General features: G+C 42.1%; 14 protein-coding genes and 1 tRNA gene. 5 read left to right on the top strand and 10 right to left on the bottom strand.

The window, feature by feature from the left end; translation table 11 throughout:
• The 3 genes from C9J46_RS12405 to C9J46_RS12395 form a co-directional block, all read right to left on the bottom strand.
• Entirely contained in the window at positions 1-1,845 is a 1,845-nt protein-coding gene (locus C9J46_RS12405; RefSeq protein ID WP_107290967.1) for an N-6 DNA methylase, read from the bottom strand.
• Between the two features lie 251 nt (positions 1,846-2,096).
• Positions 2,097-3,281: a site-specific integrase gene (locus C9J46_RS12400; protein ID WP_107290966.1), complete on the bottom strand. Its 1,185-nt coding sequence runs from the start codon at positions 3,279-3,281 to the stop codon at positions 2,097-2,099.
• Between the two features lie 10 nt (positions 3,282-3,291).
• On the bottom strand, positions 3,292-3,660 hold the full coding sequence (locus C9J46_RS12395) for a hypothetical protein (RefSeq protein WP_199190633.1): 369 nt from the start codon (positions 3,658-3,660) through the stop codon (positions 3,292-3,294).
• A 427-nt stretch (positions 3,661-4,087) separates the two neighbouring features.
• Here C9J46_RS12395 and C9J46_RS21545 point away from each other — a divergent pair, with 427 nt between their 5' ends.
• A complete protein-coding gene (locus C9J46_RS21545; RefSeq protein WP_158259613.1) occupies positions 4,088-4,264 on the top strand; it encodes a hypothetical protein in 177 nt (58 codons plus the stop codon).
• A gap of 402 nt (positions 4,265-4,666) precedes the next feature.
• Here C9J46_RS21545 and C9J46_RS12385 read toward each other — a convergent pair.
• The 5 genes from C9J46_RS12385 to rpsU all read right to left on the bottom strand — a co-directional run bounded on the left by C9J46_RS12385 (position 4,667) and on the right by rpsU (position 9,466).
• Positions 4,667-4,742 (bottom strand) — tRNA-Ile (locus tag C9J46_RS12385).
• Positions 4,743-4,941: 199 nt separating this feature from the next.
• Positions 4,942-6,792: an RNA polymerase sigma factor RpoD gene (gene rpoD / locus C9J46_RS12380; RefSeq protein ID WP_005369841.1), complete on the bottom strand. Its 1,851-nt coding sequence runs from the start codon at positions 6,790-6,792 to the stop codon at positions 4,942-4,944.
• Positions 6,793-6,884: 92 nt separating this feature from the next.
• A complete protein-coding gene (gene dnaG / locus C9J46_RS12375; RefSeq protein ID WP_107207650.1) occupies positions 6,885-8,642 on the bottom strand; it encodes a DNA primase in 1,758 nt (585 codons plus the stop codon).
• A gap of 133 nt (positions 8,643-8,775) precedes the next feature.
• On the bottom strand, positions 8,776-9,219 hold the full coding sequence (locus C9J46_RS12370; protein WP_005369839.1) for a GatB/YqeY domain-containing protein: 444 nt from the start codon (positions 9,217-9,219) through the stop codon (positions 8,776-8,778).
• Between the two features lie 31 nt (positions 9,220-9,250).
• Entirely contained in the window at positions 9,251-9,466 is a 216-nt protein-coding gene (rpsU, locus tag C9J46_RS12365) for a 30S ribosomal protein S21 (protein ID WP_005301411.1), read from the bottom strand.
• Positions 9,467-9,715: 249 nt separating this feature from the next.
• Between rpsU and tsaD the strand changes: the two genes are divergently transcribed.
• The gene (tsaD, locus tag C9J46_RS12360; protein WP_107207651.1) at positions 9,716-10,735 is read left to right on the top strand and encodes a tRNA (adenosine(37)-N6)-threonylcarbamoyltransferase complex transferase subunit TsaD; all 1,020 of its coding nucleotides are present in this window, start codon (positions 9,716-9,718) and stop codon (positions 10,733-10,735) included.
• 54 nt (positions 10,736-10,789) lie between these two features.
• On the opposite strand, the gene plsY is transcribed toward tsaD, so the two are convergent.
• Positions 10,790-11,401, bottom strand: a complete 612-nt coding sequence (gene plsY / locus C9J46_RS12355) for a glycerol-3-phosphate 1-O-acyltransferase PlsY (protein WP_005369836.1) — start codon at positions 11,399-11,401, stop codon at positions 10,790-10,792.
• A gap of 247 nt (positions 11,402-11,648) precedes the next feature.
• On the opposite strand from plsY, the gene folB reads away from it, so the two are divergent.
• The 3 genes from folB to C9J46_RS12340 all read left to right on the top strand — a co-directional run bounded on the left by folB (position 11,649) and on the right by C9J46_RS12340 (position 13,338).
• A complete protein-coding gene (gene folB / locus C9J46_RS12350; RefSeq protein ID WP_045130746.1) occupies positions 11,649-12,002 on the top strand; it encodes a dihydroneopterin aldolase in 354 nt (117 codons plus the stop codon).
• Complete coding sequence (gene folK / locus C9J46_RS12345; protein WP_107247481.1) at positions 11,999-12,472, top strand: 2-amino-4-hydroxy-6-hydroxymethyldihydropteridine diphosphokinase; 474 nt, start codon at positions 11,999-12,001, stop codon at positions 12,470-12,472. Before folB ends, folK begins: the two co-directional genes overlap by 4 nt.
• A gap of 62 nt (positions 12,473-12,534) precedes the next feature.
• Positions 12,535-13,338, top strand: coding sequence for an undecaprenyl-diphosphate phosphatase (locus tag C9J46_RS12340; protein ID WP_107247480.1), 804 nt, complete (start codon positions 12,535-12,537; stop codon positions 13,336-13,338).
• Between the two features lie 76 nt (positions 13,339-13,414).
• On the opposite strand, the gene C9J46_RS12335 is transcribed toward C9J46_RS12340, so the two are convergent.
• On the bottom strand, positions 13,415-14,650 hold the full coding sequence (locus tag C9J46_RS12335) for a multifunctional CCA addition/repair protein (RefSeq protein WP_107290963.1): 1,236 nt from the start codon (positions 14,648-14,650) through the stop codon (positions 13,415-13,417).
• Positions 14,651-14,770 lie beyond the last annotated feature (120 nt).

Here is a 14,770-nt window from a genome sequence, read left to right as displayed (position 1 = left end):
TTACCAGCCTACAGTATTGTGAAAATCTTCAATGACATTATAAATCTCACTACCTTCTTTTTTACGACCAGTAGCATCGAACCCTATGTTCTCAATTTCACAAAGATATGCTTCGTCTGTGTCGCAGTAGCTTTCTTCTTCACGATATTTTTCAAATATACAAAGTGATGTTTTCACCATTGCTCCATATGGAGTAAAAGCTTCTTCGGGTAAGCTAATTACAGCTTTGATCCTTGCGACATTCTTTACCCAATCGCGTACAAACAATGAGCTTTTATTTTTTAAGAGCCCATCAGGTAAAACTATTGCTAATTTACCCCCTGGTTTAAGAAACTGGAAGCATCGCTCAAGCCCAAGGATCTCTAAAGGTAATGATTTTTTCTTATTCCCTAACTCAAATCGCCCAACCATTCCCATTACTTCTTGCCGCATAATTGAACCAAATGGTGGATTGGTAAGGATCATAGAGAAAACTTCTGGAGTATTTTTTTCTTGGTCTCCAAGAGCAACAATATCTGGATAGTTTTCAAAACTAAGAAGTGAATCTAAGTTACGAATGTTAGTATGACCATCATCATGTAGCATCATATCTGTCATTGCGATGCGTACCATTCTGTCTGATTTCTCAATCCCATGTAGATGGAAAAATTTAAACTGATGGAGTCCATAAGAGTCAAGCTGTGCACCTTGTTTCTTGACTACATAATCAAGACACCGGCTCAAGAAGTGCCCAGAACCACAGAATGGATCAAGAATTACATCTGAAGAATTTGGTCTCATTATCCCAACAGCTAGATCTACAACAGGGTCAGGTGTAAAATATTGTCCCATACCAGCTCTAATTGCAGACCCTAAAACACTTTGAAATGCAGCTCCCTTTATATCGGCTTTACTATCAATGAAAGAAAATGTTTGTAACTTCTCGACTATTTTAAAAAGAGCTACATCACTAAGTTTAATAGGAGTTTTAAATACACCTCTAGAGCGTTCATACCCCGGAATTCTTTGGTTATAGACTTCAATTTCTTTTTTGCGAGCCTCCTGATAAAGCTCCCTTATGATCGATGCTGCTTCTGATGGGTTACTAGTACCATAGGTTTGGAATACAAATTCCGTTCCTTCTTCCTTTTCAATAGTTGCTCTCTCATCATAAATCTTTACGTAAATTACTTTCGCCAACTCATCTAGAGCTTCATCATCATGAAGACCATCAATATCTCGAACTACATTGTGACATTCTACTAAGAGTTTTTTATATTTCTCAGTTAGTGGCTGCAAGCCTGTCACACGGCTAGGATCTGACTCTGGAATTTCACGAACCAGTTTAACTTTCGCAGCCGTAACTCCACCATAAGGAGGGATATCTGCTATGTACTCAAAATCATTAGGATCAATTTTTTTCCTAACACATCGAATTTCATTCCCGTCCGTAACTAAACCAATAGTTGCAGTATGAGTTGAAGCTAAATAAGTTTCTAATTGACGCTCAGCAGCTTGAAATTCGCTTGGAGTTACATTTCTCTTTTTAGTCTCGACATAGATAAAAGGTCTTCTATTTTGGTTTTTTATAGCAATATCAGCTTGCTTTTCTGAAGCCCCCATTTTTACAGGTTCTTCTATTGTTAGCTTTTCATTTAACCATTCCTCAGGATAACCATACTCGACTATCAGCTGATTAAGGGCCCATTGACGAACAAACTCTTCGATGACCTCTTCAGCACCATCATAAGTACCATTTTTTTTATACCACTCTTCAGCTCTACGCTTTGCTGCCGCTACATCTCCATGAGATTGACATCTCCAATTTTCTGGTGAGATTACAAAAAAAGCTCCAAGCTTAGACATAACTACCCTCTATTACACTTCTTGTGAATTTAAGTTCAGAAACATTACACTATTGGTGTTAAAATAAAAAGTTCTAGTTAATGAAATTGACGTATGGGAGCTTTTTTGTCTTTGTTAGTACACAAAGCACGCTCATCTAAATGAACGAATAAAAAAAACAGCGGACAGATTCGATACCACTGTTTTGTTCTTTGACTACACAACCGTGGAAAGTCGTCTGATTACCGAATTAGCCTAATGGAATTGACTATCTATCGAATATCTTCAACCAACGTAGCCACATTCGCACTTACCTCCCTCAGCCGACTCGAAGCCAAATGAGCATATCGAGTACTAGTCTGCGGACTCTGATGCCCAAGTAAATGCTGAACGTCATAGAGCGTAGCGTTACCACTATTTATAAGAATCGATGCAAAGCTGTACCTAAGATCGTGGATACGAAAGCTATCTTTAATACCGGATGCTTTCCTGATTCGAGCAAATGCTTTCTTCGGATGGGCAATCGGTCTACCCTCTGCATCACCTGCGAAGATATAAGGGTTCTTTAATTTCTGGAACCTGCGCTGATCTTTCATTACCTCCTTAGCTAGATCATTCAACAGCACAGTCCTAGATAAACCCGATTTCGTATGTGGCAAAAACAGGCTCCAATTGCCGTCGTCGTCGACGGTAAGACACTCCCATTTTGAGCTTGTTATTTCACCTATGCGCATCCCCGTAAGCAGAGCGAATTTCAATGCATTAGCCTGAGTGCGATTTGGTTCCTCGTTACATGCCCTGATGAAATTTGCTACCTCCTGACGGTTAAGGAAGAACTGACGAACATTATTCTCCTTGAGTTTACGTATGTACTGACCGGGATGCTTGTCTACGAATCCCCATTCCATTGCAAGCCTGAACATGCGCAGGATTAGGGAACGTAGGCGGTTCACGGTTGCTGGTTTCCGTCCCTCAAGTAATCCATCAAGCAATTTCTGAATGTCTTGCTGACCGATATCAGAGAGAGGTTTCTTACCCCATTTCGGATAGAAATGGAGCTTGAGACTACCTGCATCACTCATAGCTGTGAGCTTGTTCATCATGGCATAGGGCAAATAGTGCAGCTCTGCGAACTCTTGGAATGTGAGTACGTTGCGCTTTTCATCCCTCATTGCTTTGGGGTCATTACCTAGAGCAATTTCCCGCTTATGGTCATTAGCGATTTGCCGAGCCGTGTTGATGTCTATCGCAGGGTATTCGCCAAGCTGAATAGATTTCTTGGTCCCATTGAGGGTGTACCTGAACAGGAATCGCTTTCTACCTTGGCGGTTAACAATCAGTTTTAAACCACTGCATAACTCATCGGTATACTCAGTTTCTTTGCTGCGACTCGTCGGCGGCGTCGGCGGTAGTGAGTCAAGTTGACGCTTGTTGAACTTAAATTTCTTCGATTTCATCACTACCACCTCACTCATTACTGATTGAGAAATGTTGTCGCAATTCTGCTAGCAATGTCTTAGGCATCAATAGATAGATACCTTTGCCAGAGTCCTCGACGATGCTCAAGGTAAGTACCATATCTGGCTCTAATTCATCCTCGAACTCGGTGTAGGTTAATGCTCGTTCTAGCAGCTCGATGTCAGTACCATTGACGCCGTTACCATATAGTTCCGAAATAGATGTTAGGAACCAGAGTTTGCATTGCAGTTCATCCCATGCTTGTTGGGTTTCTGTTTTATCGTGGAATGGTTCAGTGAGTATGGATAAGACTTGTTCTTGTAAGGCGGTAGTGATTGGTAGGGTTAAGATTTCTTGAAGATTGTTTAGCTTAATCATATTTAACTCCATCATGACTAAAATCATAGAGTTAATATGTATTTGATATGTAAATTATTGCGGTGTATTTACCCACATCTTATAGGTTGAAAATTGAGTAATAATGTTAACTTAGATATGAAAACATTGGGCTTTAACACTGCAAATGATGCATTATTTATAACATCATGCAAAATCATTGCATACATTCTTAATGAGCTTGGTATTGATAGTTCTACTAAAGGATATCTTAGTGACTCAGTCAGAATTGCCTCTTTAAAATCAGCTGGTAAGTTAAATTCAGGCAAACACATGGCTAAATGGATAAGCCCTATGTGCGATTGAGGCGCAAAGAAGAGGCCCTAAAGCGGGTGAGTTGATTTTGGAGCATTCTATTCCAGTAAAAGTGATTCTTGCATCCGTATGCGAACTAGTAAGACCAACGTATATGGATATTGCTAAGGTTATACATAACATGGCGGGGTTAGCTGTTATAACTAAAGAAGAAGATGCACTAATATCTAAAATAAAACTTGGGTCACGTATGCCGGATGACTGGGATGGAAAAGACCAATTTATACGTTATGAATTGGCCGGTATTAAATTGATTAAGAACCCATTTTAATGCCCTCATCCCCCCAACCGTAAAATCCTAGATCGCTGGGTCGGTCACACTAGACTGGCCCAATACCCCCCTCAACCATTGCGCTACCTCGTAGTAAAAAAAATTTTCTTACCCAAAACGTTGTCGCCATCGCAGCTCCGGTCCTAGTCCGGTCTTGGGCTGAAAATTTAGGGTGAATCTGGCGACGTCAACGTCGAGGAATGCACGTCAAAATTCAATTTTTAGCTGCGATGTGTTTTAAGCTGAAATGTTGCTGTTAAATGGCATGAGCAGAGTTAGGATGATTTAATACAGAGCTAAGTATTTTCTGGCAGGAAGTGTCTGAAGTAATTTGCAGACCGGATATGGACAGGCCTAAACGCAAAAAACCTGACGAATTTCTTCATCAGGCTCTCTGAAATTTGGTGGCCCCTCCCAGACTTGAACTGGGGACCAAGCGATTATGAGTCGCCTGCTCTAACCACTGAGCTAAGGGGCCAATATGGGGCAAATTATAGGGGATGGATTTGCCCTTGTCTAGCGATTAAGGCTAGGATTTTGTTTGCTTTTTCAACAGTTAGTCTTCTATTCAAGATATTTGCAGCATAAATCAAATAAGTGGCTTTGTTATTTTATTGTGCTCATAACTTTAGATACAAAAAAGCGAGCGCTAGGCTCGCTTTTTTTAATGCTAAAGTTTACTCGTCGAGGAAACTGCGTAGCACATCAGAACGGCTTGGGTGGCGTAACTTACGTAACGCTTTTGCTTCAATCTGACGAATACGCTCACGCGTTACATCAAACTGTTTACCCACTTCTTCTAACGTGTGGTCAGTATTCATATCAATACCGAAACGCATACGTAGTACTTTAGCTTCACGTGGTGTTAAGCCTGCAAGTACATCGTTTGTCGCTGCACGTAGATTGGTTGCTGTTGCTGCATCCATTGGTAATTGAAGCGTGGTATCTTCAATGAAGTCACCTAAATGTGAATCTTCATCATCACCAATTGGGGTTTCCATTGAGATTGGCTCTTTAGCAATCTTCAATACCTTACGGATCTTGTCTTCCGGCATTTGCATGCGTTCAGCCAATTCTTCTGGTAATGGCTCACGCCCCATCTCCTGAAGCATCTGACGAGAGATACGGTTCAGTTTGTTGATGGTTTCAATCATGTGAACAGGGATACGAATGGTACGTGCCTGATCTGCGATTGAACGTGTGATTGCCTGACGGATCCACCATGTCGCATAAGTTGAGAATTTGTAACCTCGACGGTATTCAAATTTATCAACGGCTTTCATCAAACCAATGTTACCTTCTTGGATTAGATCCAAGAACTGCAGACCACGGTTGGTGTATTTCTTCGCGATAGAAATAACCAGACGTAAGTTTGCTTCAACCATCTCTTTTTTCGCACGGCGCGCTTTTGCTTCACCGATAGACATACGACGGCTGATGTCTTTAATACGCTCGATAGAAAGACCCGTTTCTTCTTCTAGCATGCGTAGTTTAAGAGAAGAACGACGAAGATCTTCTTCGTATGCTTTTAAGCGCTCAGCATAAGGTTTGCCAGAATTTAGCGCTTCATCAATCCAATCTTGGCTTGACTCGTTACCTGCAAATAAGGAAACGAAAGTTTTCTTCGGCATTTTGCTGTTATCAACACACATACGCATGATAAGACGCTCGTTGGTGCGTACTTTATCCATAGAGTCACGTAGTGAGCTAACCAAACGGTCAAACTGCTTAGGGATCAGACGGAACTGCTTGAATACTTCAGATAACTCTTCAACTGCAACTTCAGTCGTCGCATTTTGACGACCGTTTGTTTCAATTGCTAACGCCATTTTATCGTAGGCTTGGCGTAGCTCTAAGAATTTTTCACGAGCAAGCTCTGGATCGATGCTGCCGTCATCTTCTTCTTCATCGCTATCTTCAGCGTCTTCGTCATCTTCAAGATCTTTATCTTCGTCTTCAAGATCACTTTCGCTTAGCTCTGAACCAATGTGCGTTGCAGTTGGTGCAGCTGTTGCTTCTTCGTTAGGATCAACAAAGCCTGAAATAATATCAGTTAGGCGAAGCTCATCAGCTTCAACTTTATCGAATTGCTCAAGTAAGTGAGCAATTGCAGACGGGTATTCAGCGACAGAGCATTGAACTTGGTTAATACCATCTTCAATGCGTTTTGCGATATCAATTTCGCCTTCACGAGTAAGTAGTTCAACCGTACCCATCTCACGCATGTACATACGTACAGGGTCTGTCGTGCGGCCGATCTCGCTTTCTACGCTTGATAATGCTTGCGCCGCTGCTTCAATGGCGTCTTCGTCGGCATTATCTTCAGTCATCATGAGTTCATCGGCATCAGGGGCAGTTTCAACTACCTTAATACCCATGTCATTAATCATTTGAATAATGTCTTCTACCTGATCAGAATCAACAATATCTTCTGGTAGGTGGTCATTTACTTCGGCGTAGGTCAGATAGCCTTGTTCCTTGCCTTTCGCAACAAGTAACTTTAGCTGTGACTGCGGATTTTGCTCCATAGACGGTATCCAACTTCGGGTCTGAGTGATAATTTAGTATGCAGAGTTGCAAACCGTTAATTATAACAAATTTCTTAATTGTTGACTACTTATTAAACAGGACGATTCAGTAATAGTAACTGTAATTCCTGCTTTTCTTCGACTGATAAGCCGACAGTTCTCGATTTAGTCTGCAACTGTTCAATTTGTTGTTTGACGCACTGATCAATAATTTTGTCCATTGCGTCTAAAAATACATCTAAGCTGTTGTCTTCATCTTTCGACAACGGTAATACCCACGCAGCAAGACGAGCCATTGTGGCTTCATTCTTGGTACCGCGCCAGTGTTCTAAAAGCTGTCCAGTGCTAATATTGGGATTACTTCGGCATTTATCAACTATCGATAGCAATAAATTTAAGCCTGATAATTCAATATTTTCAAATGCACCCATGTCAAACTCAAGGTGAGTGACAAAATGAGGGTGCTGAATCAATAATGCGATCACTTCTCGCATTGGTGTTCGTTTGATTTGTACTTGGCCCACAGGTTTTGATGTTTTGCCATGCATTGATATTAGTTGCTGAAGCTGGGCTTCGTCAGGCAACCCTAAATTTTTGCCAAGTAGTTCACGTAAGTATAGCCTGAGCGTGCCACCAGGGACCTTATCGATCAGGGGAACGGCGAGGGTGCTAAGTTTCGCTTTCCCTTCGCGGCTGGTGGTATCGACTTGTCGCATTAAACTGTTGAAGAGAAACTCTGATAATGGCATCGCTTCATCAACACGTTGTTCAAAGGCGTCTTTGCCTTCAGCACGAATACATGAATCAGGATCTTCGCCGTCAGGCAAGAACATAAATTTAAGTTGGCGACCATCTGTTAAATACGGCAGCGCTTGCTCCATTGCTCGCCATGCAGCGTCTCGTCCTGCTCTGTCGCCATCATAACAACACACAACCGTGCTAGTTTGACGAAACAGACTTTGAATATGATCGCCTGTGGTTGATGTACCGAGTGACGCTACGGCGTAATCAACACCAAATTGCGCTAACGCGACGACATCCATATAGCCTTCAACCACCATGATTTTATTTGGTTCACGGTGAGTTTGTAACACTTCATATAAGCCGTATAACTCACGACCTTTATGGAAAATATCGGTTTCTGGTGAATTGAGGTATTTTGGGGTGCCATCGCCTAACACACGACCGCCAAAACCAATGACTCGTCCACGTCGATCATGGATCGGAAACATCACTCGACCACGGAAGCGATCATAACGACGACCATTATCGTTTTCGATCAGCATACCTGTGTTGACAAGTGCTTTTTGCGATTCATTATCTCTGCCAAAACGACTACGTACCATGTCCCATTGATCAGGAATAAACCCAATCGAGAATTTCTTTACGATTTCACCGGATAAGCCACGACCTTTGAGGTAATCGATAGCAATTTCACCTTCTTTGGTACGAAGTTGAGATTGGTAAAATTGTGAAACTTGGCCCATCAATTCATAATAATTACGTTTGTCAGCGGCTTTTGGACCACGTTGGGTGTTATTGCCATCGTTTTCACGTGGCACTTCCAAACCTAGCTGTGAAGCTAATTCTTCAATCGCATCAACAAAATCAAGGCGATCAAATTCCATGACAAAATCAAGGACGTTACCGTGCACACCACAACCGAAACAGTGGTAAAACTGCTTTTCTTGGCTGACAGAAAAAGAGGGTGTTTTTTCATTATGGAAAGGACAACAAGCACCAAAGTTTTTGCCTTGTTTTTTGAGTTTTACCCGCGCATCAATGACATCGACAATGTCATGTCGAGAAATAAGATCATCAATGAATGAACGTGGTATTTTTCCTGCCATAAGAAAGCAAATAACCTGATAGTGAAATGAAAGAAGATTGTTGTTGGAGTGTGTGGAGTTCTCGCTCAATCAGATACGAACAAGCCGTGCATCCCAAAAGGATAGCACGGCTTGTCGCTGAATAGGAGAGTGATTAACCTAGTTTAGTTTTCACTAACTTGCTAACAATCCCCATATCGGCACGACCCTGAATTTGCGGTTTCAGTACGCCCATCACTTTGCCCATGTCTTGCATAGTGGCAGCGCCAGTCGCAGCAATAGCTTCATCCATTAACGCAGAGATTTCCTCTTCAGTTAGTGGTTGAGGCATAAACTCGGCTAGAACACTGATTTCAGCATGCTCGACATCAGCTAAGTCTTGACGGCCTGCAGCTTCATATTGAGCTACAGAGTCACGACGTTGCTTAACCATTTTTGTTAATACAACCAACACGTCGTCGTCGTTAAGAGTGATCTTTTCGTCAACTTCACGTTGTTTAATTGCTGCAAGAACTAAACGGATAGCGCCAAGACGAGGTTTATCCTTCGCCTTCATCGCCGCTTTTTGTTCGTCTTTAAGACGTTCAATTAGAGTCATTACGCGATCCTTCTGTATTAAAATCTAAAGATTAGTACAGACGAACGCGACGCGCGTTTTCGCGAGCCAATTTCTTCAGGTGACGCTTAACTGCCGCTGCTTTAGCGCGCTTACGTACAGTTGTTGGCTTTTCGAAGTGCTCACGACGGCGAACTTCAGAAAGGATACCTGCTTTTTCGCAAGAGCGCTTAAAACGACGTAGTGCTACGTCAAACGGTTCGTTTTCACGTACTTTGATTACTGGCATGTAATACTCACCTCAGAGTGATTCTATTTAAAGCTGACGTTCAAAGTGTCAGCTGATTAAAAATGGTGCGAAATTCTAATCTGATCTGGGGGCATTTGTAAAGCATTCTACGTCTATGAACTGGTTAATTTATGTCAACAACGGTAACATGCCCCTTAATTAGTACTTCCTAACCCTATTTGAGTTATCGGTTGTTATTGAAACTATACCGATTTTTCATTTAAACCCCCTAATAGTATAGAGGTTGTTATGCGTATACTGGGCATCGAGACTTCCTGTGATGAAACAGGTATTGCGATTTTCGATGATGAAAAAGGTCTCTTGGCACATGAACTTTACAGTCAAGTAAAGCTACATGCGGATTACGGTGGTGTTGTGCCTGAGTTGGCATCGCGTGATCACGTTAAGAAAACGATTCCATTGATTAAGGCTGCGCTTGCTTCTGCCGGACTGACTCATGACGATCTTGATGGTGTTGCTTATACCGCAGGCCCGGGTCTTGTTGGTGCATTATTAGTGGGTGCAACCATTGGACGCAGCCTAGCGTATGCGTGGGATTTACCTGCTGTTGCGGTGCACCATATGGAAGGGCATCTTCTCGCGCCAATGTTAGAAGATAATGCACCTGAATTCCCATTCGTTGCCTTGCTGGTGTCTGGTGGTCATACCATGATGGTTGAAGTTAAAGGCATTGGTGAATACCAAATCCTAGGCGAGTCGATTGATGACGCGGCTGGTGAGGCTTTTGATAAAACAGCGAAGATGATGGGGCTTGATTACCCAGGTGGCCCATTACTGTCTAAAATGGCAGAAAAAGGTACTAAAGGGCGTTTTAAATTCCCTCGTCCAATGACAGATCGTCCCGGTCTTGATTTTAGCTTTTCTGGTTTAAAAACATTTGCGGCGAATACCATTCGTGCTAACGACGATGATGAACAAACCCGAGCTGATATCGCGTTTGCATTCCAAGAGGCGGTAGTCGATACCTTAGCCATTAAATGTAAACGTGCACTAAAACAAACAGGTTTAAAGCGCTTAGTGATTGCTGGCGGCGTCAGTGCAAATAAGTACTTACGTCAAGAGCTTGAAAGCATGATGAAGAACCTAAAAGGGGAAGTGTTCTATCCTCGTACAGAATTTTGTACAGATAATGGTGCAATGATCGCTTATGCAGGCATGCAACGTCTGAAAAACAAAGAAACGATGGATTTAGGTGTTAAAGCCTTTCCACGCTGGCCGATTGATCAACTTAAACCGATTGCTGACTAATAAAAAATGGGTATAGCAATAGAAAAGCGAAGCAAAGAGCTTCGCTTTTTTTGTTTAAGCGTCTTTGTTTTTCTTGGAAAACTTATCCCAAATCTTGGTTTCTTGTCCATCAAGTAGGCGACGAATATTTTCGTGGTGCCGCAAAATAATTAAGCAAGACAGCATGGAAACAGGCATGGTGTATTCAGGTTTTACCAACCAAGTGAGCATTGGTGCAGCAAGGGCTGTGATAAGTGATGCGAGTGAAGAGTAGCCGGTTACAACCAGTGTGAGTACCCATGTTGTAATCAGCATGCCGCTTAAATCCCATCCAATAGGCGCTAATGCTCCAAGGGCTGTTGCAACTCCTTTTCCGCCCTGGAAATGAAAAAATAGTGGATAAATGTGGCCTAAACAGGCAGCAATTCCAATGATACCGAGTAAAAATGGATTAATACCTAAAAAGTAGCTTAACCATACCGGCAACATACCTTTCAAAATATCAGATACCAAGACTAGTGCTGCTGCACTTTTTCCACCTAAACGAAGCACATTAGTAGCACCAGGATTACCGGAACCACTTTTTCGAGGATCGGGAAGTCGATACAACCGCGAAATTAATACGGCGCTAGAAATAGACCCAAGTAAGTAGGCGGCAATGATCATCAGTAGCGCTAGTGGTGTCATGCATTTTTCCGAATAGCTAAGGTAAGTGCCAGTTCAACAGGAATTGAAATGTTAACTGGATCTTATCTGCGTCAATATTACGGAACAGTAATTTTGACTCGTTCATGGCTGTGGTATAGTTCCAGCCAAGTTAACAGTGATAATGTTGCATCATTACTAACAACACTCATGTTAACGAATATTACCTGATAATACGCGCTTTTGCTGACATTGGGTATCCGACCTCTAACAAAATTAGCGATTGAGCATGGATACGGTATTTATCGAAAAATTAGAAGTTATTGCCACTATTGGGGTATATGACTGGGAGCAGGAAATTAAGCAAAAATTAGTGCTTGATTTGGAAATGGCGCATGATAATCGACCTGCTGCTAACAGTGATGATGTTACTTATGCATTGGATTATTCTACGGTAAGTACCGCTGTTACGAATTTGATTGAACAGGGACGATTTCTGTTAGTTGAGCGTGTAGCTGAAGATGTGGCAAATTTAATCATGACAGATTTTAATGTGCCTTGGATCAAAGTGCGAGTGACTAAACCTGGTGCTGTGGTGAATGCGCGTGGCGTTGGAGTGCAAATAGAGCGAGGTAGTAAGTGATCACCGCGTATATCAGTATTGGTAGTAATATTGAACGTGAATATCATTTAAAAGCTGGCTTAGATGCGGTAAAGACACTGGCAAGTAACTGGCGAATGTCTCGCATTTTTGAAGCTGAGCCTGTGGGGTTTGATGGTGATAATTTTTTTAATGCAGTGATTGAAATACAGACATCGTTATCGTTATCTGCATTACAATCTCAACTTAAAGAAATTGAATGCCAATTAGGGCGTCCGGCACATGCGGTTAAAAATCAAAGTCGTACTATCGACCTTGATTTGTTGTTGTATGGCGATGCTGTAAGTGATGCTTTACCGTCGTTACCACGTTCTGATATTTACCGTTTTGCTTTTGTTTTGTGGCCTCTCAGTGAGTTAAATCCGGACTTAGTGATACCACAAGAGACTCAAACATTGGCGCAACTTTGGCAAAATTTTTCTCAACAGCAAATATTATGGCCTGTTGAATGAGTCATTTAGTAAAAAGTTAGTCACTACTTACTTTTTATGCTGTGTTTAATTAAGGACAATTAATGAGTCATTTAGAAGCATTTATGTTAGCCCTTATTCAAGGACTGACAGAGTTTTTACCCGTCTCTAGCTCCGCCCATTTAATCTTACCGTCTGAGATCTTAGGTTGGCCTGATCAAGGCTTAGCGTTTGATGTCGCTGTACATGTTGGTACGTTGATGGCGGTTATTCTGTATTTTCGAAAAGAGGTGGTTTCGTTATTAACCGCTTGGATTAACTCCATTTTTAAACGTGAACATAGCGCTGAATCGAAATTAGCATGGATGATTGTGATAGCGACAATCCCCGCCTGTATCTTCGGTTTGGTGATGAAAGACTTTATCGAAATGTACTTGCGTTCAGCATGGGTGATTGCGTGCACCACGATTATCTTTGGTTTGTTGCTATGGTGGGTTGATAAACGCGCCAAGCAAACCGATAACGAGTATCAAGCGAATTGGAAGAGTGCGTTGTTTATTGGTCTAGCGCAGGCGGCGGCTATTATCCCTGGAACTTCTCGCTCTGGCGCGACGATGACAGCTGCACTGTATCTTGGCTTTACGCGTGAGGCTGCAGCGCGTTTTTCATTTTTAATGTCGATCCCGATTATTCTGCTTGCTGGTAGTTACCTTGGTTTAAAATTGGTGACGGGCACAGATCCAATTGATTTCGGTAATCTAAGTATTGGTATTGCTGTTTCGTTTATCAGTGCTTATGCGTGTATTCATGTGTTCTTGAAATTAGTAACGCGTTTGGGAATGACACCGTTTGTTATCTACCGCTTAATTTTGGGTATTGGTTTGTTCTTATTCTTGATGTCCAAGTAATTTTAACGCGCTATTTACGATCAAAAAAGCCGACATTAAGTCGGCTTTTTTGTGTCTTTTGTTTTAAAGCTAATACTTAGCTACTTTGGCGTGTCGCTGTTAAATGTAGAGCAACTGCCTCTATACGTTTTGCCGCTAATTGCTCTCTGATCTCTGCGCCTTTAAACCCTGCTGCAACAATTGCTTTTACATCCACTTGTTGTGCTATAGCAAATACAGTTTGGAAAATATCAGCTTGTTGGTACGGTGTTTGCTCAAAGTGGGTGCGTCCACGAGCATCAGCACGGCAGCACGTTGCTAGTTGAGCAACACGGTCGGGTTTTCGCCATGCGTCAATTTGATCAAAGATTTTAATAAAGGTATCAGCACACATTTCTTCGGCATAATGGATTTTGGTGTGTTGTTCACAGACCAATAATGCCAGATCGCGATAGTCATTCGGTATACGTAAACGTTGGCACAGTGCTTTGATAGGTTTAATACCATCTCGACAGTGTGTCTTGTGATGAGGTAGATCCTCCTTTGGGGATAAGGCTTTCCCCAAATCATGTACCTGTGCGGCAAAACGAATGGTTTTATCGGTCGTTAACTCAGCGGCTTTTTTAGCCACTAATAAAGTATGGATACCGCAATCAATTTCAGGATGCCACTTTTCAGGTTGTGGTACCCCAAACAGTGCATCAATTTCAGGCATGACAACTGATAACGCACCACATTGGCGCAGTACCGTAAGAAATACTTGTGGGTCATCACTAGAGAGTGATTTTTCCCACTCTTTCCATACCCGCTCAGGTGTGAGGCTTTCTAATTCACCACTGATCACCATCTCTTGCATTAACGCGATAGTTTCAGGCGCGACAGTAAAACCTAAATGGGCAAAACGTGCGGCAAAACGCGCGACACGTAAGACACGCAAAGGATCTTCACTAAATGCAGGGGAGACGTGACGTAAAATTTTATCGTGAAGATCTTGTTGTCCATGGTAAGGATCAATTAACTCACCCGTTGGTGATTGGGCCATCGCATTGATGGTAAGATCACGGCGCTGTAAATCTTGTTCAAGCGTTACATCAGGTGCAGAATAACAAGTAAAGCCAGTATAACCATGCCCGGATTTTCGCTCAGTTCGAGCTAGAGCATGTTCCTGTTTCGTTTTTGGGTGAAGAAAAACAGGAAAGTCACTGCCTATTTGTTCAAATCCTGCAGCTAGCATTGCTTCAGGTGTTGTGCCAACCACCACCCAGTCTTTATCTGTTACCGTAAGGTTTAATAAGGTGTCACGAACGGCACCACCAACAAGATAGGTTTGCAATGAAAGCTCCTTATATCTGAAACTAATGAGATGAATCTCTACCGATTTTAGTTAAAAACTGACCATAATACTGTATTCAGTGTGAACTTGGTCTATGCGCTACTGCTTGGCAGTATACAA

Source organism: Photobacterium sp. GB-36 (genome assembly GCF_003026135.1).
Classification (GTDB): domain Bacteria; phylum Pseudomonadota; class Gammaproteobacteria; order Enterobacterales; family Vibrionaceae; genus Photobacterium.
Note: the sequence above shows the minus strand (reverse complement) of the source record. Positions and strands in the feature narration are given on the sequence as shown.